This is a genomic window from Escherichia sp. AM3 (assembly GCF_032029835.1).
GTDB lineage: Bacteria > Pseudomonadota > Gammaproteobacteria > Enterobacterales > Enterobacteriaceae > Escherichia > Escherichia coli.
Window position 1 is genome coordinate 1 of the sequence record NZ_JAVUPQ010000060.1, and the last position, 26,366, is coordinate 26,366.

The window sequence follows — 26,366 nt, forward strand, 5'->3', positions numbered from 1 at the left end:
TAGAAACAGAAGCCACTGGAGCACCTCAAAAACACCATCATACACTAAATCAGTAAGTTGGCAGCATCACCAACAAATTGATTATTTGTATGTTACATAAATTAAACAATTAAGAATACGGAAAGCCATAAAACACGAAACGGAAACAATAAAAGGTGAAATGACGCAGGTTATTTACTGCAAAGAACGAATAAAAAAACCGCGTCAGTGACGCGGTTCAAATAAACTGGTTTGACCTTAACGCAAAATAATTTTGCAAATCGCGTCGGCAACCTGTGGCGTGGTGGCATTGCCTTTCATATCAGGTGTTTTCGGCCCGTGAGCAATCACTTCTTCAATTGCTGCCAGAATACCGTTATGCGCTTGCTGGAAACGCTCATCGCCATTGCCGAGAAAATCGAGCATCATTGCCCCGGCCCAAATCGTGGCGATAGGGTTAGCAATATTTTTCCCGTAGATATCCGGCGCGGAACCGTGGACAGGCTCGAAGAGCGACGGGAAAGTGCGTTCCGGATTCAGGTTGGCGGATGGGGCAATGCCAATGGTGCCGGTGCAGGCCGGGCCAAGATCGGAAAGGATATCGCCAAACAAATTGGACGCCACCACCACATCGAAGCGTTCCGGCTGCATCACAAAACGCGCGCAGAGAATATCAATATGCTGCTTGTCCCAGCGGATCTCCGGGTAATTCTCGGCCATTGCTTCCACTCGCTCATCCCAGTACGGCATGCTGATGGCTAAACCGTTCGATTTAGTGGCAGAAGTTAGCGTCTTACGTGGGCGGCTTTGCGCAAGTTCGAAGGCATAACGCAAAATGCGATCGACACCACGACGCGTAAATACCGATTCCTGAATGACGACTTCATGCTCTGTACCTTCATTCACTCTACCGCCGAGCGAGGAATATTCGCCTTCGGTGTTTTCCCTGACCACGTAAAAATCGATGTCGCCAGGCTGTTTTCCCGCCAGCGGGCAGGGAACGCCAGGAAAGAGACGAACCGGGCGCAGGTTGACGTACTGGTCGAATTCACGACGAAATTTCAGCAGCGAACCCCACAACGAAATATGGTCCGGAACGGTATCCGGCCAGCCGACGGCACCAAAATAGATGGCGTCGAAACGGCTAAGTTGCTCATGCCAGTCGTCCGGCATCATTTTACCGTGATGGCTGTAATACTCGCAGCTCGCCCACTCCATTTGCTCAAAACTCAAGGCGAAGCCCCAGCGCTCAGCGGCAGCCTGTAACACGCGAATCCCTTCAGGAAGGACTTCTTTGCCAATCCCGTCTCCCGGGATCGCAGCAATACGCATCGTTTTCATCATTGGGTTCTCACTTCCTGACCATCAAAATTGACAACATCACCATCCTATAATTGACTGAAAAGGAATTAATCCCCGTAACTTGTGAAACATAAAACACGAATCATGAATAATTTACCGCTGCTGAATGATTTGCGCGTCTTTATGCTGGTGGCTCGCCGGGCTGGTTTTGCCGCCGTGGCGGAAGAACTGGGCGTTTCACCGGCGTTCGTCAGCAAGCGCATCGCCTTGCTGGAGCAAACGCTAAACGTGGTGTTGTTACACCGCACCACCCGCCGCGTCACCATTACCGAAGAAGGAGAGCGGATTTATGAATGGGCGCAGCGGATTTTGCAGGATGTCGGTCAGATGATGGACGAACTTTCTGACGTGCGTCAGGTGCCGCAGGGGATGCTGCGTATTATCAGCAGCTTTGGTTTTGGACGACAGGTGGTGGCTCCGGCGTTATCAGCGCTGGCGAAGGCGTATCCGCAACTGGAATTACGTTTTGATGTGGAAGACCGACTGGTCGATTTGGTCAATGAAGGTGTCGATCTCGATATTCGCATTGGCGATGACATCGCCCCTAATTTAATCGCCCGCAAACTGGCGACCAATTACCGTATTCTCTGCGCGTCGCCGGAATTTATTGCGCAACATGGCGCGCCGAAACATTTAACCGATCTTTCTGCATTGCCGTGCCTGGTCATTAAAGAGCGCGATCATCCTTTTGGTGTCTGGCAATTACGCAATAAAGAAGGCCCCCATGCGATTAAAGTCACCGGCCCACTGTCGTCTAATCATGGAGAAATTGTCCATCAGTGGTGTCTCGATGGGCAGGGGATTGCTCTGCGTTCCTGGTGGGATGTTAGCGAAAACATTGCCAGTGGTCATTTAGTGCAAGTGCTACCGGAATATTACCAGCCAGCGAACGTCTGGGCCGTTTATGTTTCAAGGCTGGCGACGTCAGCGAAAGTGCGGATAACGGTAGAATTTTTACGCCAGTATTTTGCCGAGCTCTACCCGAATTTTTCACTGGAGCATGCCTGATTAATGATTCAATTATCGGGTTGATATCAGGTTAAAACCTGATTTTCTCCTTTCTAAGCCGCTACAGATTGGTTAGCATATTCACCTTTAATCGCGCATGATCGAAAGATAATTAAAGAGGTTAATGTGTTCGCTGAATACGGGGTTCTGAATTACTGGACCTATCTGGTTGGGGCCATTTTTATTGTGTTGGTGCCAGGGCCAAATACCCTGTTTGTACTCAAAAATAGCGTCAGTAGCGGTATGAAAGGCGGTTATCTTGCGGCCTGCGGTGTATTTATTGGCGATGCGGTATTGATGTTTCTGGCATGGGCTGGAGTGGCGACATTAATTAAGACCACCCCGATATTATTCAACATTGTACGTTATCTTGGTGCGTTTTATTTGCTCTATCTGGGGAGTAAAATTCTTTACGCGACCCTGAAGGGTAAAAATAGCGAGGCCAAATCCGATGAGCCCCAATACGGTGCTATTTTTAAACGCGCGTTAATTTTGAGCCTGACTAATCCGAAAGCCATTTTGTTCTATGTGTCGTTTTTCGTACAGTTTATCGATGTTAATGCCCCACATACGGGAATTTCATTCTTTATTCTGGCGGCGACGCTGGAACTGGTGAGTTTCTGCTATTTGAGCTTCCTGATTATATCTGGTGCTTTTGTCACGCAGTACATACGTACCAAAAAGAAACTGGCTAAAGTTGGCAACTCACTGATTGGTTTGATGTTCGTGGGTTTCGCTGCCCGACTGGCGACGCTGCAATCCTGATGCTTTCAGCCCGCGTTGTCGCGGGCTTCCCATCTATAATCCTCCCTGATTCTTCGCTGATATGGTGCTAAAAAGTAACCAATAAATGGTATTTAAAATGCAAATTATCAGGCGTACCCTGAAACGGCTGGAATAAACCGTTTTCAGCGCATTCACCGAAGGAGGGAAAAGGATGCTTCAAATCCCACAGAATTATATTCATACGCGCTCAACGCCTTTCTGGAATAAACAAACTGCACCTGCCGGAATATTCGAACGTCATCTTGATAAAGGAACGCGCCCGGGGGTTTACCCACGCCTTTCCGTTATGCATGGGGCGGTCAAATATCTCGGCTACGCTGATGAACACAGTGCAGAGCCTGATCAGGTGATCCTTATCGAAGCGGGGCAGTTTGCGGTGTTCCCTCCAGAAAAGTGGCACAACATTGAAGCCATGACTGACGATACTTATTTCAACATTGACTTCTTCGTGGCTCCTGAAGTCCTGATGGAAGGTGCGCAACAACGGAAAGTCATTCATAACGGGAAATGAATCATGGGCAAAGCAACGTATACCGTGACCGTCACCAATAACAGCAATGGCGTTTCTGTCGATTATGAAACAGAGACGCCGATGACTTTGCTGGTGCCAGAAGTGGCGGCTGAAGTGATAAAAGATCTGGTGAATACCGTACGTTCTTATGACACGGAAAACGAACATGATGTTTGTGGTTGGTAATTATCACTGATCGTTGATGGCGCAATTTCTGCGCCATCGCAAAAAAAACCTCCGTGATGCTCGTCACAAATCTTGCCCTCCCGATGTTGTGCTATGCTTTTTATCAGCGACTAACCCGCTAATGCAAAACAGATAAGTGAGGAAACAATGGGCATTCTGTCATGGATTATTTTTGGGCTTATTGCCGGTATTCTGGCGAAGTGGATCATGCCAGGTAAAGATGGAGGTGGATTCTTTATGACTATCCTGCTGGGGATAGTCGGTGCCGTAGTCGGCGGATGGATCAGCACGCTGTTTGGCTTTGGTAAAGTCGATGGCTTCAATTTTGGCAGCTTCGTGGTTGCCGTTATTGGTGCGATTGTCGTGCTATTTATCTACAGGAAGATTAAAAGTTAACGCTTAAATTGCACAAAGGCTGCACACAGGCAGCCTTTGCTATTTTTTAGAGGTGACGTTACCACCATCCCAGCTCAGTGCCGAGTACGACAATAATCGCCACACCCATCATAATAATCGTTGTTTTTTTCATCTTTATGCTCCCGGGGCAGCATAGCCGCCAATAAAAAACCATGCTAAAAATACGACCGCTGTAATGAAGATTACAACCGGAAAAATAATACCGATTCGCATGTTATCACCAATCAAAAGGATGTGAATACGCCTCAGGAATGTAGCGCTGGATGCGCGACAAAAGGTGTTTTCTGTTTGTGTTTTTTCTCCTGATACATCGCAATATCGGCAGCATGCAGGGCACTGTCTGCATCGGTTGTTTCAGGATCGACTTCTACTATGCCAAGACTGGCACCGGGATAATACAAATCAACATCACCTAAGTGATATTCTCCACGTATTTGCTGCTGAATGCGTTCTCGCAGCGACGAAATATCCGCATTCTCGTTGTTTAGTGAAACAACTAAAAACTCATCACCGCCGAGACGACCAATAACTTCGCCATTTTGCTGGAGCGTATTAAGGCGCTCGCCAACCTGAATGAGAAACAGATCGCCACTATTATGACCAAAACGATCATTGATTAATTTGAAGTTATCCAGATCGATAAACGCGATCATTATCTTATGGTTAAGATGCCGGGCGAGGGAAAACAGTGTCGTCAGATTTTCAAAAATCGCCCGCCGATTCGGTAGCCCGGTTAACGAGTCGGTATACGATTGCGCAATCAGCGCAGCATTGGCTTCGCGCAGCTGTTCAACCAGTGCCTCTTTTTGAATATATTGTGCAATCAGTCCGGCGAATAACTGTAAAACCTGTTCCGCGCGTTCACTCCACTGGCGCTTCTCACTGCTGGCGGCGCAAAGCGTGCCATAGAATGATCCATCCGGTAAGTGAATTGGCGTGCTCAGAAATGTGGTGATGCCAAGATTGCGTGCCGCAATACAGTCACCCCAACGGTCGGGGACTTCATCGCTGAAAAAGCAGTTTTCATCAATGGCGCGTTTGCATAACGAGTAATCCCACGAGACGGTAAAATTCTCCGGGATGTGCATTTTCTGGCTGTTACGGGCAAACATAATATGCTGCAGGCGCGCTTCGACATCCACTTTGGTCAGGTAGGTTGATTCCATATCAGTGACCATTTCCAGCATCTCCAGAAGCTGTCGGACCAGACTTTCCAGTGACTGTTCTTTGGCAAGGGATTGCGAGACGCGGGCGATAATCTGATCTGACACGGAACAACTCCAGGATACGGCGGGTAAATGCTGATTATTTAATCTTTGCAGGCATGATAAAACATCATCAACAAAGATGAAACAAGACGTAATATGTTTTGAGTGAATGTAATAAAAATAGTGCTGCAAAACAAAACGATACCGCGATACTCTAATCTTGGATAAATATGTGAGATCAATAAATGAAAATTATCAGTTTTGTTCTGCCTTGCTTGCTGGTCCTGGCTGGTTGTTCAACCCCTTCTCAGCCAGAAGCACCTAAACCGCCGCAGATTGGTATGGCAAATCCGGCGTCGGTCTATTGCCAGCAGAAGGGCGGGACGCTCATTCCAGTGCAGACAGCGCAAGGGGTCAGCAACAATTGCAAATTACCGGGCGGTGAAACGATTGATGAATGGGCATTGTGGCGGCGTGACCATCCGGCTGGTGAAAAATAACCGCCGGATGCTGTACTAAAATCACAAGCTACGTAGCCAGTCGGCCAGCACCAGCGCATGGTTCTGCGTGGTGTTTTTTGCTGAGTAGAGCAGGGTCAGCGGCTGTTTTTTGGCGATGTCCGCCAGCCGCTTTCCTTCTTGCTCGTGTTGCGCCAGTTCTGCAAGATATTGCTCGCGAAAGGTTGCAAAATCGACGACTTCGCCGTGAAAGGCTTTGCGCAGTTCCGTTGACGGCGTGATTTCTTTATCCCACTCATCAAGGGCTAAATCGGTTTTTTTGATACCGCGCGGCCAGAGGCGGTCAACCAGTATGCGATAACCATCGCTCTGTTCAGCCGGATCATAAACGCGTTTGCACTGAATATTCATCGTGTTTGTTCTCCCTTTCACGCATGATTTGTTACGTCACTATAGCACCGGATATTAGCGAATTTCTTTGTCTCTCCCGGCGCAAAGTCCGAAAATCGCCATCAGTAGTGAAAGTATGGCAACACCCATAAGTGGTACAGACCAGTTACCGTTAGCATCGTGTATTTTACCCATCAGCGGCGGCCCACAGGCTGCCAACAAATACCCGACGGATTGTGCCATCCCCGAGAGTGCCGCCGCCTGATGCGCAGAACTTGCCCGAAGACCAATGAACGTCAACCCCAGTATCATTGTTGCGCCGGAACCAAAACCGAAAAGCAGAGTCCAGGTGATCGCGTGCGCTGGCATAAAGCAGAGCCCAACAGCGCCCACTGCGCACATCAAGGCAACGAACGCTGCAATACCACGCTGATCTTTCACATGATGTAAGAAAAGAGGGATCAGCAAACCGGGAGCTGCTGTGGCTAGTTGCAGCAAACCATGCAGTGAACCCGCCTGTGCTTCGCTATAGCCGTGACTGATGAGGATCGCCGGAAGCCAGCCAATAATCACGTAATAGACCAGTGAGTTGATCCCAAGAAACAATGTGACCTGCTAGGCAAGCGGCGAACGCCAGATACCCCGAGTATGTAAGGCGCGCGAGGTACTCAAATTTGCATGTTGTTGGCTTCGCCACTGTGGCAGCCATAAAAAAAGAGCCAGCAGAGGAAAACACATCAGCATGAGCAACGCGCCTTGCCAGCCAAAACCGTTCAAAGCCAGCGGCACGACCATAGCCGATCCAAGTGCCGCCGCAGCTCCCATTGTCAGGGAATATGCGCCGGTAAGTCTGGCGACGGAATGAGGGAAATCGCGTTTAATTAATCCTGGCAGTAAGACATTGCCTAATGCAATCCCACCGCCAATGACCGCTGTACCGCCAAATAATAAGTAAGGCGAAGGGAGAGAGCGAATTGCGATACCAGCACAGATCAAAAGTAACGCGGCAAACAGGCTACGTTCCATACCAAAACGTCGCGCTACCGGGGCGGCCAAAGGTGAGATTAGCGCAAAGGCCAATAATGGCAGGGTGGTCAATAAGCCGGTTTGCGCTGTCGTCAGCGAGTAAGCGGAACGAATCGTATCGAGTAACGGTGCTGCGCCGGTGAAGGTGACGCGTAATGTTGTGGCAATCATCAGAATGCCAGCGATAAGGACAATCCTGTTTTTGCCGCTTAATGAAGTTGAACAGGTCATATGCTTCTCATTGTTACAAACGAGGCTGTACCTTACCGTTTTTATTGTTATGTTGAATCAAGCTAAAATGACAAATTATCGCTAAATTCGGACAAAATGATGCACAGGTTGAATCTCAATGGCTATGAACCCGACCGACACCATGAAGCCGCGGTCGCATTTTGTATTCACGCCGGAACGGATGAGTTAACCAGTCCTGTACATCAGCACCGCAAAGGACAGCTGATACTGGCGCTACATGGTGCAATTACCTGTACGGTGGAAAATGCTTTGTGGATGGTGCCGCCACAATATGCGGTTTGGATACCGGGCGGGGTGAAGCATAGCAATCAAGTGACAGCTAACGCTGAACTCTGTTTTCTGTTTATCGAACCCAGCGCAGTGACAATGCCGACAACATGTTGCACATTGAAAATATCGCCCTTATGCCGGGAATTGATTTTAACCCTGGCAAACAGGACGACGACTCAGCGTGCTGAGCCGATGACCCGCAGATTAATTCAGGTCCTGTTTGATGAACTCCCTCAGCAGCCACAACAACAGCTGCACCTGCCCGTTTCTTCTCATCCTAAAATCCGCACGATGGTGGAGATGATGGCGAAAGGGCCCGTCGAGTGGGGGTCATTGGGGCAATGGGCTGGCTTTTTTGCGATGAGTGAACGCAATCTTGCCCGACTGATAGTAAAAGAGACGGGGTTGAGTTTTCGCCAGTGGCGTCAGCAGTTACAGCTGATTATGGCGCTTCAGGGATTAGTGAAAGGCGATACTGTACAGAAAGTTGCTCATACGCTGGGGTATGATTCAACAACGGCCTTTATTACTATGTTTAAGAAAGGCCTGGGGCAAACGCCAGGCCGATATATTGCGGGATTAACTACTGTTTCCCCACAATCAGCGAAACCAGACCCGCGGCAATAAGCGGGCCAACCGGTACGCCGCGAAACAGCGCCACGCCTAAAACAGTGCCTACCAGCAGTCCGGCGACCAGTTGCGGCTGGCTGCCCATTAACGTCACGCCGCGCCCACCCAGCCAGGAGACAATAACGCCTACTGCAATTGCCACCAGCGATTTCCAGTTCAGAAACGAGTGAATCAAGGTTGAGGGCGGTAGCGTCCCGCTGGCGATGGGGGCCATAACGCCAATCGTCAGAATGATTATCCCGATACTTAGCCCCTGTTTTTCAATCCACGGGAAAAAGGTGCTTAACGGTGTGACGCGGACAATGATCAACACCAGAATTGAAACGGCGACAGTGGTGTTATGACTGATAAAGCCCAGCGCAGCTAACCCGAGCAGGATCAGCAAAGTGACATCAAACATCGTGGTTTCCTTGCCAAAAAATAATAAGCCTGCTTACTTTACGCTTGCTGCAGGAAGGAAGTAGAAAATCTTTACGTTTTTTGCATAAAAAATCAGGCGAACTGTCATCAAACTGCCATTTGTGCACGCTAACAATAACGTGAAAACAGCTATCTCCCGGGGGCATGCTATGAACGATCAAATGTTCGTCGAGACACTGATTATCACGTCATCGTTTTTTGCCATTGCTGTTGTGCTGGTTTTGTCCGTTCTGCTTATTGAACGGACAGGCTAGTTACGCAGTGCGGCGGAAATTGACCAGTTCTGGTTGCGCAATGCGCAAATAATCCGCGGTTTTCAAAATAACGGATTTATCCAGCATACCTGCATTGAAGGCGATTTCATCAAATCGTTCGAAGAGTAGAGGGTCGGCAACCAGTTTGAGTTTTGGATGGAAGCTGAAAGGGGGGATCGCGCCGAAGACACAGCCTGTGAGTTCATCGACTTCCGCCGGGCTGGCCAACGAAGCGCGTAATCCGCCTATATGGCTGGCGAGTTGGCTCAGATCGGCCTGTTGATCGGCTGCGAGGATCGCCAGAACATGTTGATTTACGCCATTGCCTTTGACTTTACATACCAGTGCCTTAGCTCCCTGGCCTAAAGCGGTGCCACGAATTTCTGACACCGCTTCACATTTACCTACCGCTTCATGGGTAACGACGCGGAAGTTAGCACCTTCTTGTGATAATAAAGCGATTAACCGCTGATGCGTCACGCTTCCTTTAGCCATTTCAGTCATTTCACGCTCCTGAGATTACAAGCAAACAACCACAGAAGGTTATCATGAACGGCTGTTTTTGTTCTGCTTATTGACATATAAACGCTCATCGGAAGCTTTATACGCATCATGTAACGTATCGTTTTCTTTCATCGCGTAAATACCGGAAGAGAAGCCAATCTCTTTCTGCGGCGCGATATGTTGCAGACGTTTTTCGATACGTTCAGGCAGTTGTGCTGCAATTTGCGGCGTCGAATCGACAAGAATGATGCAGAATTCATCGCCACCGAGTCGGATGGCATAATCACTTTTACGAATCGATTGTTTAATCGCCTGAGCTAATAACGTAATCGCTAAATCCCCCTCCTGATGACCGAGGGTGTCATTTATTTGCTTTAACTTGTCCATGTCAATTGCAATAAACATCACCGAAGAACCGGCTTGCACCAGTTTCTGCAACCGCTGCTCCAGTTCAGGGGTTAAAATTTTGCGATTATACAGTCCAGTCATCGCATCACTAATATTTTCTCGCGACACATTTTGGTATAAACGGAAGTGCATCCGCACCATATTCAGCAAAATTAACGCCGTCAAAATCCAGAACAGAACTCTTTTCCACGAAGACGTGATAAAGTAAAGAATATCAATGGATAACGAGACACGAATGCCGCCCGGTAAGTCATGGACGTAACTGACATACTGGAACAGATTATCTTCGCTCTGGTTGATGATAATGTCGCGCCCCGAATCGGTATCGGTTAGCGTGACATTGAGAAAACGCCAGAGGAGAGGGCGGTCATGAGTGTAAAAGATATTCCGCAAATTGTTTTTGTTAATATCCAGCAGCACAATCCCTTTTAGCTGCCCTGCGACATATACCGGCGTCAGCAAACTCATCACGTTCTGTTTAGTACGCTGATCCTGGTAAATGCTCGACAATACGGTACGCCCGGTAAATACCTTTTCAATATCTTAGCGATCGATGCCAATACTTCCTGACTGCAGGAAGGACCAGTTATTCATCGCAAAGTATTCAACATTAACCGGCTCATAAAAATAGACATAGCGGTCATTGAGATCGAGATAATAGTGAAATTTCTCTTCGGCCATCCCAAGACCTGAACCGTAATCATCCTGGTGGCGGTTGCCTTCCACTGCCTGATCAAAAGCGGGTAATAGTGCTGCAGCTTCCACAATTGTGTCGCAGTCAGTGGATGCGGTTTGTAGTGTGCCGCGTAAGCCCGGGTATTTATGGGCAGTCAGGTTTAAGCCATGGGTATTATTGGCAGACTCAAAAGCCTCGCAGATGGCGCGCCGCTGTTCTGGCGACACTTCCGACTGCTCAGCAGCGAGAGCGCGCATCACATGCGCGGCAATACTCTGATTCTGATACTTATCATAAAGAAAGGAGGAGTCTGCTTTCTGCACGATATAGCGCAGATAGGCACTCATTGCTCTGTCGCTGGCGACAAGTTCAAAAATAAGGAAGGAAGATGTCAGCACAATGACACTTGCGGCGATAAAATGCCGGAGCATTCTATGGTGCAATTTCATGATAAATGGCACTCCTTCGGTTAGTGAAACGAGAAAACCAGATAAAGTTCGATTGCGGCCTGGCACAGGGGCGCTAATTATACTCATCTCTGCGCCGCTGGGGAGGGGAAATTTAGGGGTAATAGTAATAAATTGTATGCAAAAGCCACGCAAAAAGCATGGCTCTGAATATTTTTGCACTTAAATATGATGAATAATCACTTTGTTGCCCCCCTCGCTTTTCGCTTCGCGTAAGGCTTTATCTGCTTCCGTCATGACAAGCGAGATATTACGCGTGTCACCCGTTGAAAAAACCGTGCCAATACTGATGGTCATTTGTTCAGGAACATCATATCTGTTACTAAAGCCGGTCAGGAGTTCGACATTTTTACGCATACGTTCCGCAATGATTTTTGCCTGGGCACTATTGAGTTCGGTAAATAGCAAGCCAAACACCTCACCCTCCAGTCGCGCTAAAATATCATCGGGGCGGATGCTTTGCTGGATAATATCGACAATTGAAACCAGCACTTTATCACCCACACGATGTCCCCATTGGGCATTGATGCGTTTGAACTGATTAATATCAACCAGCATGACACAGAAGTCCTTAACAACAGGTCGCGACAATAATGACTCTACGCTGTTGAAAAAGTAGCGCCGATTATAAATATTGGTCAGCACATCATGAACTGCCAGTTTGCTGGAGAGTTGCAGTTCCTGAAAAATGTTATAAATCAGAAAAGACACAACAAACAGTTTACTGGAGACTTCAATCCCGCGACTGATGTACCAGATGGTGTAATTATACTCATCCAGAGTCAGTAGAAGTAAGTTGCAGCATAGCGATGCCAGACATAATAATGCTATTAATGGCCATAGTTCGCTGGCTAATCGTGTACGCATGATAATAAAGAACAGTAAAAATGCCCACAGACAAACCAATATTTTTGTATAGTTGATTCCCCAGGTCGCAGTATGGTTGTCAGGACAGTAGTCGACGACATACAAAGAATAGTCAGCGTTATAACTGCTCAGATTGTGTGCCAGAAGGGGAAAAACTAAAAAAGGAATCAGCGCCAGCAACAGGATTCCCGTTTTTTTCTTATTGTTGTCAAGGATGTTGTCTTTTCCATAACAAAAGAGTGCCAGCGAGGTTAAACAAATAAAACTGAGTTGGCGGAAAATATAGAAAATAGAAACATCATTCGACTTTGTCTGGATCAGTGTACTGCCGTTAATTGGTTTATGGATAATTACAATGGTTTCAACTAAATAGATAAGGCCACTTAAAAATGCAAGGCTTAAAATGAGTGTTGGTAAAATTTGTTTGTTAGTGAAATATTTCATTAACATGAAAAGAAAAATGACGGCGTTAAGGAAAAACAAAGCCACAACAACCATCAGGTAATTCATCTGTGGGATGAGTTTTACATTTGTGTTTTCGTTATATAAGGTAGTAATGCAAAATAAAATTAACGTCAGCAATAAACTGAAAATAAAAAAGCTTTGAGCTTTTAATTTTTGTGTACCCATAGAAACCATAAAAAGGAGAGCAATGTGAGCGCTGGATTTTATTGATGGCAGAGATATATAGTTTTGACCAAGATCAATTTTCGTTAACGATAAAAAATATTTAAAGAATAACCCCATGGAAATACGTGTTGACTGAATCATTTTTCCGAATGATTGTTTTCTGGAACTAAATTATGTAAAGGTTATGCTGTCATATTTAAAGCGATTGTAAGCTAATGTATGTAATAAATGAGATAATTTACAGCAAGCTAAAAATCAGCCAGGCGATAATGACCTGGCTGATAGTTTTAGTCTTTAGCTGTTGCATTTTGTTTATGAAACAGTTCACGGAACACCGGATAAATATCATCCTGGTCGCGGATGTGCTGCATCGCAAAGTTGTCGAAAGTAGATTGCAGATGCTCATATTCTCGCCACAATGTCTGATGTGCACGACGGGTAATTTCGATATAGCTGTAATAACGAACAACAGGTAATAATTTTTTCGCCAGGATTTCATGGCAAAGCGGAGAGTCATCGGCCCAGTTATCGCCGTCCGATGCTTGTGCAGCGTAAATATTCCACTGTGCCGGGTTATAACGCTCTTTCACTACCTCATCCATCAGTTTCAGGGCGCTGGAAACAATGGTGCCGCCTGTTTCCTGCGAGTAGAAAAACTCATGTTCATCGACTTCTTTCGCCTGGGTATGATGGCGGATGTATACGACTTCCACGTTCTTATACGTTCTGCTGAGGAACAGATACAGCAGAATATAAAAACGCTTAGCCATATCTTTAGTGGATTGATCCATTGAACCGGAAACGTCCATCAGGCAAAACATCACTGCCTGGCTGGAGGGATCGGGCCGCTTCTCGTAGTTCTTGTAACGTAAATCGAAGGTGTCAATAAAAGGGACGCGTTCAATTTTGGCACGTAATTCTGCAATTTCTTTGCGCAGACGTTCCTCTTCCAGCAGTTGCGCAGGTTCACTGTTGCTGATGATGGCCAAATTCTCTTCCAGTGCATGAAGTTCCCGCCGCTTGCCTGCCGTCATGGCTGTGCGTCGCGCCAGTGAGTTCTGCAATGAACGCACAACGCTGATATTGGCCGGAACGCCGTTAGCGGTATAACCCGCCCGATGCGTTTTATATTCGGTCAGCTGGCGTTGTTGGTTTTGTTTCAGATTCGGTAAGGCCAAATCTTCAAAGAGCAGATCAAGATACTCATCTTTCGAAATCTGAAAGACAAATTCATCCTGACCTTCACCATCCTGGCTGGCCTGGCCCTGACCACTGCCGGAACCTCCGCCGCCACCCTGGGGACGTTCAATTCGGTCGTTCTGGACGAAATGGTCATTGCCCGGATGCACGCGGTGGCGCAGACCGCCACGCCCCTGATGAAACATCGGTTCGCTAATATCTTCCGTGGGAATGGATACGGATTCGCCGCTGTCGACGTCAGTCACCGAACGCTTATTAATGGCCTCGGAGATCGACTGTTTAATTTGCGCTTTATAACGGCGTAAAAAACGCTGGCGATTCACCATGCTTTTGTTTTTGCCGTTCAGACGCCGGTCAATAAACCAGGTCATATGCCCCCCGTACTACATTTGCCAACTGTATGCTACGCCTGTGTTGCCGCTTCTCAGGCCCACGGTTCGCTGTCGTTGTAGGCCCGGTAACATGTGTACCGGGCCAGGGTTGTTAAGACGATTTACGTACGCGCAAATACCATTCGCACAGTAAACGCACCTGTTTACGGGTGTAGCCTTTTTCCATCATACGGTCGACAAAGTCGTCGTGTTTCTTCTGCTCGTCGGTTGACGTTTTGGCGTTAAACGAGATAACCGGCAACAGCTCCTCGGTATTGGAGAACATTTTCTTCTCGATGACCGTGCGCAGTTTTTCATAGCTGGTCCAGTTCGGATTGCGTCCGCTGTTATTCGCTCTGGCGCGCAGTACGAAGTTAACAATCTCGTTGCGGAAATCTTTTGGATTACTGATCCCCGCCGGTTTCTCGATTTTCTCCAGCTCGGCGTTAAGAGACTCGCGGTCAAACAGCTGCCCGGTATCCGGATCGCGATACTCCTGATCCTGAATCCAGAAATCCGCGTAGGTAACATAACGGTCGAAAATGTTTTGCCCATATTCGGAATAGGATTCAAGGTAGGCCGTCTGGATCTCTTTGCCGATAAACTCGGCATATTTCGGGATCAGATAACCTTTCAGGAACTCCAGATAGCGTTCTGCCTGCTCTTGTGGGAACTGCTCGCGCTCAATCTGCTGTTCCAGGACGTAGAACAGATGGACCGGGTTTGCTGCCACTTCTACATGATCGAAGTTGAACACGCGGGAGAGGATCTTAAACGCAAAACGCGTCGACAGACCGTTCATCCCTTCATCGACACCGGCGTAGTCACGATATTCCTGATACGACTTGGCTTTGGGATCGGTGTCTTTCAGACTTTCGCCATCATAAACCCGCATCTTTGAATAAATGCTGGAGTTTTCTGGCTCTTTCAGGCGCGAAAGAATGGAAAAACGTGACAGTGTTTCGAGCGTGCCAGGGGCGCATGGGGCGTGAGTCAATTCACTGTGATTAAGCAATTTCTCGTAGATTTTGATCTCTTCGGAAATGCGCAAGCAATACGGCACCTTCACGATGTAAACACGATCGAGGAAGGCTTCGTTGTTTTTGTTATTACGGAAAGTGACCCATTCGGACTCGTTCGAGTGTGCGAGAATAATCCCGTTGAACGGCAGGGCGGAGATACCTTCCGTCCCGTTGTAGTTACCTTCCTGAGTGGCGGTTAACAAGGGATGCAGCACTTTAATCGGTGCTTTAAACATCTCAACGAATTCCATGATCCCCTGATTGGCGCGGCACAGCGCACCGGAATAGCCGTAGGCGTCCGGGTCATTCTGCGCGTAGTGTTCGAGTTTACGAATATCGACTTTCCCAACCAGCGCGGAGATGTCCTGGTTGTTCTCATCGCCGGGTTCCGTTTTGGCGATAGCAATTTGTTGCAGAATTGACGGCCAGACCTTCACTACCCGGAACTTAGTGATATCGCCACCAAATTCATGCAGGCGTTTTGCCGCCCACGGCGACATGATGGTGCCGAGATAACGGCGAGGAATGCCATACTCTTTTTCCAGAATCTGCGCATCTTCCTGCGGATTGAAAAGACAGAACGGATGATCGTTGACCGGGCTACGCTCACCGTTCGCGCTCAATACATAAATCGGTACGAGCTGCATTAATGATTTCAGTCGCTCAGCAAGCGATGATTTACCCCCACCCACAGGCCCCAGCAGATACAGGATTTGTTTCTTCTCTTCCAGCCCCTGAGCCGCGTGTTTCAGATAAGAGACAATCTGTTCAATCGCGTCTTCCATGCCGTAAAACTCTTCAAACGCCGGATAACGTGCAATGACCCGGTTAGAAAAGAGTCGAGAAAGTCTGGGTTCCTGGGCTGTATCGACCATGACAGGCTCACCGATAGCCATCAATAGCCGCTCAGCCGCGTTGGCATAAGCACTGCGATCTTGCCGACAAGTGGTAAGAAACTCCTGCAGTGTGAACTCTTCGTCCTTGGCAGCTTCATATCGCTGGCGATAGTGATCGAATATATTCATGGTATGCCGTCCTTTCGTTTTTTAGCACAGGTTAAGAGCCGTTCATATGAATAGTAGAGGCTCCCGGAAGAGGTAAACTGAACGACGTCTCTTGCTAAAACACAGCAACTCTCATGCCATTTTATCGACGATGAGAACAACGTGCCCGGTGATACACCTTCAAAATTAAGCGTAGATGGCAAATGGAAAACTTGCCTGCACGGCTTTCTTAATTTCAATGGCATATCAACAGCTCATCCATAAATTTTGCATAATTAATGTAAAGACCAGGCTCGCCAGTAACGCTAAATTCATTTGGCTGTAAGCGCGGTGTCATCCGCGTCAGGAAAATTAAACAGTTACTTTAAAAAATGAAAACGTAAAAAGGTTGGGTTTCGATGTATTGACGGGTAAACTTTGTCGCCCGCTAAACATTTGTTTAAGGAATGATTAATTGTGACCAAACTCAAACTTCTGGCACTTGGAGTGCTTATCGCAACGTCTGCAGGCGTAGCGCACGCTGAAGGTAAATTTTCCCTGGGCGCAGGCGTAGGTGTCGTTGAACACCCATATAAAGATTACGATACCGATGTTTACCCAGTACCGGTAATCAACTATGAAGGCGATAACTTCTGGTTCCGTGGCTTAGGTGGTGGTTACTACCTGTGGAATGACGCAACGGATAAACTTTCAATTACCGCTTACTGGTCGCCGCTTTACTTCAAAGCGAAAGACAGTGGCGATCACCAAATGCGTCACCTGGATGACCGTAAGAGCACCATGATGGCTGGTCTGTCTTATGCTCACTTTACCCAGTACGGTTACCTGCGTACCACCCTTGCTGGCGATACCCTGGATAACAGCAACGGCATCGTCTGGGATATGGCCTGGTTGTATCGTTACACCAACGGTGGCCTGACCGTGACTCCGGGTATTGGTGTGCAGTGGAACAGCGAAAACCAGAACGAATACTATTATGGCGTATCGCGCAAAGAGTCCGCTCGCAGCGGTCTGCGTGGCTATAACCCGAACGACAGCTGGAGCCCTTACCTGGAGCTGAGCGCCAGCTACAACTTCCTCGGCGACTGGAGTGTTTACGGTACCGCACGCTACACCCGTCTGTCTGATGAAGTTACTGACAGCCCGATGGTGGATAAATCCTGGACTGGCCTGATTTCTACCGGGATCACCTACAAATTCTGATAATGCATCTTTCCAGGGCATTTTGTGCATAAAAACAGGGCGTCACGCCCTGTTTTGCATTACGGTGGTGCAATACCTGGGAGGAAACAATGCAACAAAAAATGATTCAATTTAGTGGCGATGTCTCACTGCCAGCCGTAGGGCAGGGAACATGGTATATGGGCGAAGATGCCAGTCAGCGCAAAACAGAAGTTGCTGCACTACGCGCGGGCATTGAACTCGGTTTAACCCTCATTGATACCGCCGAAATGTATGCCGATGGCGGTGCCGAAAAGGTGGTTGGGGAAGCATTAACCGGTCTGCGAGAGAAGGTCTTTCTCGTCTCTAAAGTCTATCCGTGGAATGCTGGCGGGCAAAAAGCGATAAATGCATGCGAAGCCAGTTTACGCCGTCTCAATACTGATTATCTCGATCTTTACTTATTACACTGGTCTGGCAGTTTCGCTTTTGAAGAGACTGTCGCAGCGATGGAAAAATTGATCGCCCAGGGAAAAATCCGCCGCTGGGGCGTTTCTAACCTTGATTATGCTGATATGCAGGAACTCTGGCAGCTGCCGGGGGGAAATCAGTGTGCCACTAATCAGGTGCTTTACCATCTCGGTTCACGAGGAATTGAGTACGATCTACTCCCCTGGTGCCAGCAACAGCAGATGCCGGTGATGGCTTACAGTCCGTTAGCCCAGGCCGGGCGGTTGCGCAATGGACTGTTAAAAAACGCGGTAGTCAACGAAATTGCACATGCTCACAATATCAGCGCGGCACAAGTATTGTTGGCGTGGGTGATCAGTCATCAGGGTGTGATGGCGATTCCAAAAGCGGCCACGATTGCCCATGTCCAACAAAATGCGGCTGTGCTTGAGGTCGAACTTTCTTCAGCGGAATTAGCTATGCTGGATAAGGCATATCCGGCACCAAAAGGAAAAACTGCGCTGGATATGGTGTGATGTTGTGTGCCGGATGCATCGCACCCGGCACACAACATTAACGTAAATTAACGTTTCGCAACGCGAATGGATTGCGCCAGATGTGCAGGTTTCTCTTTGGTCACTTTTTGCGTTTCTGAAGCGTAAGCCGTTTCTACACAAACAAATGTTTTGTAGCCATCATCCGGCATATCGCCCATGCTAATTGAAAGCGCCGGTCCCGGGTTCCAGCCGACAACGTTCAGATGATGCTGGTGGCCTACGGCGATAATACGATTCAGCGCTTCATCATTAATCACGCTGCAATCTTGTGGATTCAGATACACGCGATCGGTACGGTCAGGGAAGGTCTGAATACCATCGGTCAGTACATTTTCTTTCGCGTCATTCACTTTATCAATGAAGCGATCGCCCAGCCCACTGACGCTTACCTTAGCGATATCACCCACGTTAAAGTAGGTATGCAGGGCAGAGGTGGTTTCAAATTCGCCATGTGATTCAAGATCGATTTCACAAGTTTTACCCACGCGGAAATGCGCTAACAGCGTAAAGTCGTGCGGCCAGAATTTTTTCGTCTCTTCGCTTTGCGTCAATTCAAAAGTCAGCGCTACGCCATCAGCATCTTCATGATGTGATTTCAGCGTCCACGGCAGGTTGCGGGCAAAACCGTGCGCAGGCAGACCTTGTTGTGCCGCCGGACCAAACCACGGCCAGCAAACCGGTACGCCACCGCGAATAGCGACGCCATTTTTGAACGGTGTGTTGTTGCTCAACCACAGAACTTCTTCTTCACCCGCAGGTTTCCACGAGAGAAGGTGTGCGCCCTGTAATGCAAAAGAGGCTTTTACCTGGGGATGATCGACCACAATGAGGTCCAGTTCATCCAGTTTACGACGGGAGAGGACAGGGGAGATTTGTTCGATGACCGGAAGGGCAAAAATTTTCTTAATCATGACGCAGTCCTTTAACTTCATTTTATCAGGTAAAAAAAAGAGCGACCGAAGTCGCTCTTTTTAGATCACAGTGTCATCTCAACTTATTTGGAGATGTGAGCGATCAGATCCAGAACTTTGTTGGAGTAACCGGTTTCGTTGTCGTACCAGGATACCAGTTTCACGAAGTTGTCGTTCAGAGCGATACCAGCTTTAGCATCGAACACGGAAGTGCAAACTTCGCCGTTGAAATCGGTAGATACTACGTCATCTTCGGTGTAGCCCAGAACGCCTTTCATTTCGCCTTCAGCAGCAGCTTTAACGGCAGCTTTGATCTGCTCGTAAGTTGCAGCTTTTTCCAGACGAACGGTCAGGTCAACTACGGATACGTTCGGGGTCGGAACGCGGAACGCCATACCAGTCAGTTTGCCATTCAGTTCTGGCAGTACTTTACCTACAGCTTTAGCAGCACCGGTAGAGGACGGGATGATGTTCTGGGAAGCGCCGCGGCCGCCGCGCCAGTCTTTGTGAGACGGGCCATCAACGGTTTTCTGAGTAGCGGTAGTAGCGTGAACGGTGGTCATCAGACCTTCGATGATGCCGAAGTTATCGTTGATAACTTTAGCCAGCGGAGCCAGGCAGTTGGTGGTGCAGGAAGCGTTGGAAACGATGTCCTGGCCAGCATATTTGTCGAAGTTAGCGCCTTTAACGAACATCGGAGTGTTGTCTTTAGACGGACCAGTCATAACCACTTTCTTCGCACCAGCGGTGATGTGTTTACGAGCAGTTTCGTCAGTCAGGAACAGACCAGTTGCTTCAGCGACAACGTCAACACCAACTTCGTCCCATTTCAGGTTAGCCGGATCACGTTCAGCGGTAACACGGATTTTTTTACCGTTAACGATCAGATGACCGTCTTTCACTTCAACGGTACCGTCGAAACGGCCGTGAGTGGAGTCATATTTCAGCATGTATGCCATGTAATCAGCGTCTAACAGGTCGTTGATTGCAACGATCTCGATGTCAGAACGTTTCTGAGCAGCACGGAAAACAATGCGACCGATACGGCCAAAACCGTTGATACCTACTTTGATAGTCATATATTCCACCAGCTATTTGTTAGTGAATAAAAGGTTGCCTGTAAAATTACAAAAACCTTACGCAGCGTCAAGCGGAATCGTGTCAATCATTGCGACAAATCAATCCTGTGCCTAAGCATTACGCGACTGACTCGCCTCACTCTTCCTTTGGGCTTGAGACCACATGGGGTCGGCGCCCCGAATTTTAAAGGGCAATTACGATAAAAATGTGATTTTCATCACGATTTAGGTGCAGCCATTTCGTCGAGATCAAGTTTAGGACAAAATTTTGCCAGTTGGTGTTAATGTTTTGTTAGAATCAGTCACGTAATGTGAGCACGATTAAAGTGAGATGTGAGCAAATGGCTAATAAACCTTCGGCAGAAGAACTGAAAAAAAATTTGTCCGAGATGCAGTTTTACGTGACGCAGAATCATGGGACAGAACCGCCATTTACGGGTCGTTTACTGCATAACAAGCGTGACGGCGTATATCACTGTTTGATCTGCGATGCCCCGCTGTTTCATTCCGAAACCAAGTATGATTCCGGCTGTGGCTGGCCCAGTTTCTACGAACCGGTGAGTGAAGAATCCATTCGTTATATCAAAGACTTGTCACATGGAATGCAGCGCATAGAAATTCGTTGCGGTAACTGTGATGCTCATCTGGGGCATGTCTTTCCCGACGGGCCGCAACCAACAGGCGAACGTTATTGTGTTAACTCTGCTTCTTTACGCTTCACTGATGGCGAAAACGGCGAAGAAATCAACGGTTGAAAAAACGATTCAGCAACTTATTCCACAGGAGCGGAAAAATTATGAATCTTGATGACATTATCAACAGCATGACGCCTGAGGTATACCAGCGTTTGTCGACCGCCGTTGAACTGGGGAAATGGCCTGATGGCGTTGCGTTGACCGAGGAACAAAAAGAGAATTGCCTGCAACTGGTGATGCTGTGGCAAGCCCGCCATAATACCGAAGCACAGCATATGACAATTGACACAAATGGTCAGATGGTCATGAAGAGCAAACAGCAGTTAAAAGAAGATTTTGGTATCTCAGCAAAGCCTATTGCTATGTTTAAGTAAGTGGTTTATCCCCTTTTTGCCGCGGCTATGAAGGGGATAGCCAACAATGACCCCACGACTCGTCTCAATTATCTCGCCCCGACCTGGCTAAGTCCCAGTCCGATCTCTTGCCGTCGCGTTCACGCCTGAATGACTTCTCCTGAACTTAAGTCTCAGACCTATTTGGCCGGTAATCCCTCTCGAATTTGCTCTTTTTGCGTCCCGCCTTCCATCAACCTGTAACAGACCGAGCCATTTTCTGCGTAATTGTGATCTAAGTTGTAAAACGCAGATCATTATCTGTGTTTTACAGATTTAATGTTGACCTCAAAAATCATGTGGGTAAGTATGATGGCCATCTAAGCAAAACAAAACACAGAGGATGACGCAATGAAAGCACTGGCTCGGTTTGGCAAGGCCTTTGGCGGCTACAAGATGATTGATGTCCCACAACCCATTTGTGGCCCGGAAGACGTAGTGATTGAAATTAAAGCCGCGGCAATCTGCGGCGCAGACATGAAGCACTACAATGTCGATAGCGGTTCTGATGAGTTTAACTCTATCCGCGGCCATGAGTTCGCAGGTTGTATTGCGCAGGTTGGTGAAAAAGTCAAAGACTGGAAAGTGGGGCAACGCGTCGTGTCGGATAACAGCGGTCACGTTTGCGGCGTTTGTCCGGCCTGTGAACAGGGTGATTTTCTGTGTTGTACAGAAAAGGTAAACCTTGGTCTGGATAACAATACCTGGGGCGGTGGTTTTTCCAAATATTGTCTGGTTCCTGGTGAAATTCTCAAAATTCATCGTCATGCGTTGTGGGAAATCCCTGATGGTGTTGATTATGAGGACGCAGCCGTACTTGACCCTATCTGTAATGCCTATAAATCCATCGCGCAGCAATCGAAATTCCTTCCTGGTCAGGATGTTGTCGTCATCGGCACTGGCCCACTCGGGCTGTTTTCCGTACAAATGGCGCGGATTATGGGGGCGGTAAATATCGTCGTCGTTGGTCTGCAAGAAGATGTGGCGGTCCGCTTCCCGGTTGCAAAAGAACTGGGGGCGACGGCAGTAGTAAATGGTTCTACCGAAGATGTGGTGGCGCGCTGCCAGCAAATTTGTGGCAAAGATAATCTGGGACTGGTGATTGAATGCTCCGGTGCCAATATCGCACTGAAACAAGCCATCGAAATGCTCCGCCCGAATGGGGAAGTGGTACGCGTTGGAATGGGCTTCAAACCTCTTGATTTCTCGATTAATGACATTACCGCCTGGAATAAAAGCATCATTGGGCATATGGCCTATGACTCCACCTCATGGCGTAACGCTATCAGGCTATTAGCCAGCGGCGCTATCAAAGTCAAACCGATGATCACGCATCGTATCGGCCTGTCGCAATGGCGCGAAGGGTTTGATGCGATGGTCGATAAAACCGCAATCAAAGTGATCATGACTTACGACTTTGATGAATAACCACTCTCCTGAAGGAACGTTATCGCATGGAACAGATAACAAAACCGCATTGTGGTGCACGGCTGGATCGCTTACCTGATTGCCGCTGGCATTCGTCAATGTTTGCCATCGTCGCGTTTGGCTTGCTTGTCTGCTGGAGTAATGCCGTTGGTGGCTTGATCCTCGCGCAGCTGAAAGCGTTGGGCTGGACAGATAATTCCACCACAGCCACATTCTCAGCAATCACGACCGCCGGAATGTTTCTCGGTGCGCTGGTGGGCGGCATCATTGGCGACAAAACCGGTCGTAGAAATGCGTTCATCCTCTATGAGGCCATTCATATTGCCTCGATGGTTGTCGGTGCTTTCTCACCGAATATGGATTTTCTTATTGCCTGCCGTTTTGTGATGGGCGTTGGGCTGGGAGCTTTACTGGTTACGCTGTTTGCTGGTTTCACCGAATATATGCCCGGTAGAAATCGCGGAACGTGGTCCAGTCGGGTTTCCTTTATTGGCAACTGGTCATATCCGCTCTGTTCATTGATTGTGATGGGACTCACGCCGCTGATTAGTGCTGAGTGGAACTGGCGGGTACAACTGCTTATCCCTGCAATATTGTCGCTTATCGCTACGGCGCTGGCCTGGCGCTACTTTCCTGAATCCCCGCGCTGGCTGGAATCGCGCGGACGGTATCAGGAAGCCGAGAAAGTCATGCGGAGTATAGAAGAAGGCGTCATACGCCAGACGGGTAAACCTTTGCCGCCTGTGGTTATTGCTGATGACGGTAAAGCGCCACAAGCGGTGCCGTATTCAGCCTTACTGACAGGAGTATTACTGAAACGCGTGATATTAGGCTCTTGTGTGCTGATTGCCATGAACGTTGTGCAGTACACACTAATTAACTGGTTGCCAACAATATTCATGACCCAGGGGATTAATTTAAAAGACTCGATTGTTTTAAATACCATGAGTATGTTTGGCGCGCCATTTGGTATTTTTATTGCCATGCTGGTGATGGATAAAATTCCGCGTAAAACAATGGGTGTGGGGCTATTAATCCTGATTGCGGTGCTCGGATATATCTATTCACTGCAAACCAGTATGTTGCTCATAACGTTGATTGGTTTCTTCCTGATTACTTTCGTCTATATGTACGTTTGCTATGCCTCGGCAGTGTATGTCCCTGAAATCTGGCCGACAGAGGCCAAACTCCGTGGCTCCGGTCTGGCGAATGCGGTAGGGCGAATCAGTGGTATTGCCGCACCTTATGCCGTTGCAGTGCTGCTCAGTAGTTATGGCGTAACGGGAGTCTTTATTCTTCTGGGGGCTGTTTCAATTGTTGTCGCAATTGCTATCGCCACCATTGGAATTGAAACCAAAGGTGTCTCCGTTGAAAGTTTAAGTATTGATGCAGTAGCCAATAAATGATACGGGTGGATTCAAAATGAAAAATTCAAAAGCAATATTGCAGGTGCCGGGCACAATGAAAATTATTTCAGCAGAAATACCAGTGCCTAAAGAAGATGAAGTTTTGATTAAAGTAGAATATGTCGGTATTTGTGGTTCAGATGTACATGGTTTTGAATCAGGCCCGTTTATTCCGCCTAAAGACCCAAATCAAGAAATTGGCCTGGGTCATGAATGCGCCGGGACGGTTGTGGCTGTGGGAAGCCGCGTGCGCAAATTTAAACCGGGGGATCGGGTAAATATCGAACCTGGCGTTCCTTGCGGTCACTGTCGTTACTGTCTGGAAGGCAAATATAACATCTGCCCGGACGTTGATTTTATGGCGACACAACCCAACTACCGCGGCGCATTAACGCACTATCTGTGTCATCCGGAGAGCTTTACTTACAAACTGCCAGACAATATGGACACGATGGAAGGGGCGCTGGTGGAGCCTGCCGCAGTCGGGATGCATGCCGCGATGCTGGCAGATGTTAAACCGGGTAAGAAGATAATTATTCTGGGAGCAGGTTGTATTGGTTTGATGACGTTGCAAGCGTGCAAATGCCTGGGAGCAACGGAAATTGCCGTCGTTGATGTGCTGGAAAAACGTCTGATAATGGCGGAACAACTTGGTGCGACAGTGGTTATTAACGGCGCAAAAGAAGACACTATTGCACGCTGTCAGCAATTTACCGAAGACATGGGCGCAGATATTGTTTTCGAAACAGCGGGTTCTGCGGTCACCGTTAAACAGGCACCTTATCTGGTAATGCGCGGCGGTAAAATTATGATTGTTGGTACTGTACCGGGCGATTCGGCAATCAATTTCCTCAAAATCAATCGCGAAGTCACTATCCAGACGGTATTCCGCTATGCCAATCGTTATCCGGTCACGATTGAAGCTATTTCTTCAGGGCGATTCGATGTGAAATCGATGGTGACGCATATTTACGATTATCGGGATGTACAACAGGCATTTGAAGAGTCAGTTAACAACAAACGCGACATTATTAAAGGCGTTATTAAAATTAGCGATTAATTAATACGGGAGAACAGAATATGCTCGCAGATATCAGATATTGGGAAAACGATGCCACAAATAAACATTATGCAATTGCCCATTTTAACGTATGGAATGCAGAAATGTTGATGGGCGTTATCGACGCAGCCGAAGAAGCGAAATCACCGGTTATTATTTCTTTTGGTACAGGTTTTGTCGGTAACACCTCATTTGAAGATTTCTCTCACATGATGGTATCAATGGCACAAAAAGCAACGGTGCCGGTAATAACTCATTGGGATCATGGTCGGAGTATGGAGATTATTCATAACGCCTGGACTCATGGTATGAATTCATTAATGCGTGATGCTTCTGCATTTGATTTCGAAGAAAATATTCGTTTAACCAAAGAGGCTGTCGATTTCTTCCATCCGCTGGGTATTCCGGTAGAGGCGGAATTAGGGCATGTCGGTAATGAAACCGTTTATGAGGAAGCGCTGGCGGGCTATCACTATACCGATCCTGACCAGGCGGCTGAATTTGTTGAACGTACGGGCTGTGACTCATTGGCTGTCGCCATCGGCAACCAGCATGGGGTTTATACGTCAGAGCCACAATTGAACTTTGAGGTCGTCAAACGCGTACGCGATGCCGTTTCTGTTCCGCTGGTTTTGCACGGTGCATCGGGGATCAGTGATGCCGACATTAAAACTGCAATTTCGTTGGGTATCGCGAAAATCAACATTCATACGGAGCTCTGTCAGGCCGCAATGGTCGCAGTGAAAGAAAACCAGGATCAGCCTTTCCTGCATTTAGAACGTGAAGTACGTAAAGCTGTAAAAGAACGGGCATTGGAAAAAATTAAACTGTTCGGTTCTGATGGCAGGTAATGACTCCAACTTATTGATAGTGTTTTATGTTCAGATAATGCCCGATGACTTTGTCATGCAGCTCCACCGA

Annotated in this window: 29 protein-coding genes and 2 pseudogenes; 16 read left to right on the top strand and 15 right to left on the bottom strand. The window is 47.8% G+C overall.

All coding sequences use genetic code 11. From position 1 onward, the window contains the following. Positions 1 to 237 precede the first annotated feature (237 nt). A complete protein-coding gene (gene dmlA, locus RTW80_RS18100) occupies positions 238 to 1,323 on the bottom strand; it encodes a multifunctional D-malate/3-isopropylmalate/tartarate dehydrogenase (protein WP_000978494.1) in 1,086 nt (361 codons plus the stop codon). 102 nt (positions 1,324 to 1,425) lie between these two features. Between dmlA and dmlR the strand changes: the two genes are divergently transcribed. The 5 genes from dmlR to RTW80_RS18125 all read left to right on the top strand — a co-directional run bounded on the left by dmlR (position 1,426) and on the right by RTW80_RS18125 (position 4,228). Further along, positions 1,426 to 2,349, top strand: coding sequence for a DNA-binding transcriptional regulator DmlR (gene dmlR / locus RTW80_RS18105; protein ID WP_312719754.1), 924 nt, complete (start codon positions 1,426 to 1,428; stop codon positions 2,347 to 2,349). Positions 2,350 to 2,475: 126 nt separating this feature from the next. Continuing rightward, entirely contained in the window at positions 2,476 to 3,114 is a 639-nt protein-coding gene (leuE, locus tag RTW80_RS18110) for a leucine efflux protein LeuE (RefSeq protein WP_000457206.1), read from the top strand. Between the two features lie 172 nt (positions 3,115 to 3,286). Further along, positions 3,287 to 3,646, top strand: coding sequence for a DUF1971 domain-containing protein YeaR (gene yeaR / locus RTW80_RS18115; protein ID WP_000939317.1), 360 nt, complete (start codon positions 3,287 to 3,289; stop codon positions 3,644 to 3,646). A 3-nt stretch (positions 3,647 to 3,649) separates the two neighbouring features. After that, the gene (locus RTW80_RS18120) at positions 3,650 to 3,832 is read left to right on the top strand and encodes a DUF1869 domain-containing protein (protein WP_000513737.1); all 183 of its coding nucleotides are present in this window, start codon (positions 3,650 to 3,652) and stop codon (positions 3,830 to 3,832) included. Positions 3,833 to 3,979: 147 nt separating this feature from the next. Then, entirely contained in the window at positions 3,980 to 4,228 is a 249-nt protein-coding gene (locus RTW80_RS18125) for a GlsB/YeaQ/YmgE family stress response membrane protein (RefSeq protein ID WP_000512153.1), read from the top strand. A 58-nt stretch (positions 4,229 to 4,286) separates the two neighbouring features. Here RTW80_RS18125 and yoaJ read toward each other — a convergent pair whose 3' ends face one another. The 3 genes from yoaJ to dgcP are packed head-to-tail and all read right to left on the bottom strand — an operon-like array spanning position 4,287 to position 5,520. Continuing rightward, positions 4,287 to 4,361, bottom strand: coding sequence for a protein YoaJ (yoaJ, locus tag RTW80_RS18130; protein WP_001386836.1), 75 nt, complete (start codon positions 4,359 to 4,361; stop codon positions 4,287 to 4,289). A 2-nt stretch (positions 4,362 to 4,363) separates the two neighbouring features. Beyond that, on the bottom strand, positions 4,364 to 4,462 hold the full coding sequence (locus RTW80_RS18135; protein ID WP_001219350.1) for a YoaK family small membrane protein: 99 nt from the start codon (positions 4,460 to 4,462) through the stop codon (positions 4,364 to 4,366). Positions 4,463 to 4,494: 32 nt separating this feature from the next. Then, positions 4,495 to 5,520, bottom strand: a complete 1,026-nt coding sequence (gene dgcP / locus RTW80_RS18140; protein ID WP_001306169.1) for a diguanylate cyclase DgcP — start codon at positions 5,518 to 5,520, stop codon at positions 4,495 to 4,497. Between the two features lie 182 nt (positions 5,521 to 5,702). Between dgcP and yoaF the strand changes: the two genes are divergently transcribed. Then, the gene (yoaF, locus tag RTW80_RS18145; protein ID WP_000691930.1) at positions 5,703 to 5,957 is read left to right on the top strand and encodes a DUF333 domain-containing lipoprotein YoaF; all 255 of its coding nucleotides are present in this window, start codon (positions 5,703 to 5,705) and stop codon (positions 5,955 to 5,957) included. Positions 5,958 to 5,978: 21 nt separating this feature from the next. On the opposite strand, the gene RTW80_RS18150 is transcribed toward yoaF, so the two are convergent. Beyond that, positions 5,979 to 6,326, bottom strand: a complete 348-nt coding sequence (locus RTW80_RS18150; protein ID WP_001338156.1) for a DUF488 domain-containing protein — start codon at positions 6,324 to 6,326, stop codon at positions 5,979 to 5,981. A 54-nt stretch (positions 6,327 to 6,380) separates the two neighbouring features. After that, positions 6,381 to 7,562: pseudogene (gene nimT, locus RTW80_RS18155) on the bottom strand (2-nitroimidazole transporter). 96 nt (positions 7,563 to 7,658) lie between these two features. On the opposite strand from nimT, the gene nimR reads away from it, so the two are divergent. Beyond that, positions 7,659 to 8,480, top strand: coding sequence for a DNA-binding transcriptional regulator NimR (nimR, locus tag RTW80_RS18160; RefSeq protein WP_000972265.1), 822 nt, complete (start codon positions 7,659 to 7,661; stop codon positions 8,478 to 8,480). Here nimR and RTW80_RS18165 read toward each other — a convergent pair. Next, positions 8,437 to 8,883, bottom strand: coding sequence for a DUF441 domain-containing protein (locus RTW80_RS18165; protein ID WP_000460707.1), 447 nt, complete (start codon positions 8,881 to 8,883; stop codon positions 8,437 to 8,439). The two genes, nimR and RTW80_RS18165, sit on opposite strands and share 44 nt — an antisense overlap. Before the next feature lie 169 nt (positions 8,884 to 9,052). Between RTW80_RS18165 and yoaI the strand changes: the two genes are divergently transcribed. Continuing rightward, positions 9,053 to 9,157 (top strand): small membrane protein YoaI, encoded by a 105-nt coding sequence (yoaI, locus tag RTW80_RS18170; RefSeq protein WP_000999630.1) that lies wholly within the window; start codon positions 9,053 to 9,055, stop codon positions 9,155 to 9,157. Here the strand turns inward: yoaI and yeaK are convergent, their stop codons facing one another. From yeaK to yeaG, 5 genes and pseudogenes are all read right to left on the bottom strand, one after another. Beyond that, on the bottom strand, positions 9,158 to 9,661 hold the full coding sequence (yeaK, locus tag RTW80_RS18175) for a mischarged aminoacyl-tRNA deacylase (protein WP_000138051.1): 504 nt from the start codon (positions 9,659 to 9,661) through the stop codon (positions 9,158 to 9,160). It abuts the gene before it with no gap. Positions 9,662 to 9,703: 42 nt separating this feature from the next. Continuing rightward, positions 9,704 to 11,194, bottom strand: a pseudogene (gene dgcJ, locus RTW80_RS18180) (diguanylate cyclase DgcJ). Positions 11,195 to 11,374: 180 nt separating this feature from the next. Then, complete coding sequence (locus RTW80_RS18185; protein ID WP_312719761.1) at positions 11,375 to 12,850, bottom strand: GGDEF domain-containing protein; 1,476 nt, start codon at positions 12,848 to 12,850, stop codon at positions 11,375 to 11,377. Between the two features lie 146 nt (positions 12,851 to 12,996). After that, positions 12,997 to 14,280, bottom strand: coding sequence for a YeaH/YhbH family protein (locus tag RTW80_RS18190; RefSeq protein WP_000219686.1), 1,284 nt, complete (start codon positions 14,278 to 14,280; stop codon positions 12,997 to 12,999). A 112-nt stretch (positions 14,281 to 14,392) separates the two neighbouring features. Next, positions 14,393 to 16,327 (bottom strand): protein kinase YeaG, encoded by a 1,935-nt coding sequence (yeaG, locus tag RTW80_RS18195; protein ID WP_001019882.1) that lies wholly within the window; start codon positions 16,325 to 16,327, stop codon positions 14,393 to 14,395. 435 nt (positions 16,328 to 16,762) lie between these two features. Between yeaG and mipA the strand changes: the two genes are divergently transcribed. Continuing rightward, on the top strand, positions 16,763 to 17,509 hold the full coding sequence (gene mipA, locus RTW80_RS18200) for a scaffolding protein MipA (RefSeq protein WP_000163771.1): 747 nt from the start codon (positions 16,763 to 16,765) through the stop codon (positions 17,507 to 17,509). 89 nt (positions 17,510 to 17,598) lie between these two features. Continuing rightward, positions 17,599 to 18,453, top strand: a complete 855-nt coding sequence (yeaE, locus tag RTW80_RS18205) for a methylglyoxal reductase YeaE (RefSeq protein WP_001186371.1) — start codon at positions 17,599 to 17,601, stop codon at positions 18,451 to 18,453. Positions 18,454 to 18,500: 47 nt separating this feature from the next. Here yeaE and RTW80_RS18210 read toward each other — a convergent pair whose 3' ends face one another. Further along, a complete protein-coding gene (locus tag RTW80_RS18210) occupies positions 18,501 to 19,385 on the bottom strand; it encodes a D-hexose-6-phosphate mutarotase (RefSeq protein ID WP_001335909.1) in 885 nt (294 codons plus the stop codon). Positions 19,386 to 19,468: 83 nt separating this feature from the next. Then, positions 19,469 to 20,464: a glyceraldehyde-3-phosphate dehydrogenase gene (gapA, locus tag RTW80_RS18215; protein WP_000153502.1), complete on the bottom strand. Its 996-nt coding sequence runs from the start codon at positions 20,462 to 20,464 to the stop codon at positions 19,469 to 19,471. A gap of 341 nt (positions 20,465 to 20,805) precedes the next feature. Here gapA and msrB point away from each other — a divergent pair, with 341 nt between their 5' ends. The 6 genes from msrB to RTW80_RS18245 all read left to right on the top strand — a co-directional run bounded on the left by msrB (position 20,806) and on the right by RTW80_RS18245 (position 26,296). Beyond that, positions 20,806 to 21,219 (top strand): peptide-methionine (R)-S-oxide reductase MsrB, encoded by a 414-nt coding sequence (gene msrB / locus RTW80_RS18220; protein WP_001284613.1) that lies wholly within the window; start codon positions 20,806 to 20,808, stop codon positions 21,217 to 21,219. Between the two features lie 41 nt (positions 21,220 to 21,260). After that, on the top strand, positions 21,261 to 21,533 hold the full coding sequence (locus tag RTW80_RS18225; RefSeq protein WP_001046790.1) for a YeaC family protein: 273 nt from the start codon (positions 21,261 to 21,263) through the stop codon (positions 21,531 to 21,533). Between the two features lie 369 nt (positions 21,534 to 21,902). Beyond that, positions 21,903 to 22,979 carry a zinc-binding dehydrogenase gene (locus RTW80_RS18230; protein ID WP_000645203.1) on the top strand — a complete coding sequence of 359 codons (1,077 nt, stop codon included), beginning with the start codon at positions 21,903 to 21,905 and terminating at the stop codon, positions 22,977 to 22,979. Positions 22,980 to 23,005: 26 nt separating this feature from the next. Then, complete coding sequence (locus tag RTW80_RS18235; RefSeq protein ID WP_000435307.1) at positions 23,006 to 24,385, top strand: MFS transporter; 1,380 nt, start codon at positions 23,006 to 23,008, stop codon at positions 24,383 to 24,385. 16 nt (positions 24,386 to 24,401) lie between these two features. Then, entirely contained in the window at positions 24,402 to 25,445 is a 1,044-nt protein-coding gene (locus RTW80_RS18240) for an NAD(P)-dependent alcohol dehydrogenase (RefSeq protein WP_000798113.1), read from the top strand. A 20-nt stretch (positions 25,446 to 25,465) separates the two neighbouring features. Beyond that, positions 25,466 to 26,296, top strand: a complete 831-nt coding sequence (locus RTW80_RS18245; protein WP_032248010.1) for a ketose-bisphosphate aldolase — start codon at positions 25,466 to 25,468, stop codon at positions 26,294 to 26,296. Positions 26,297 to 26,306: 10 nt separating this feature from the next. Here the strand turns inward: RTW80_RS18245 and RTW80_RS31475 are convergent. Beyond that, a partial coding sequence (locus tag RTW80_RS31475; protein WP_071528444.1) for an IS1 family transposase occupies positions 26,307 to 26,366 on the bottom strand: 60 nt, incomplete at its 5' end.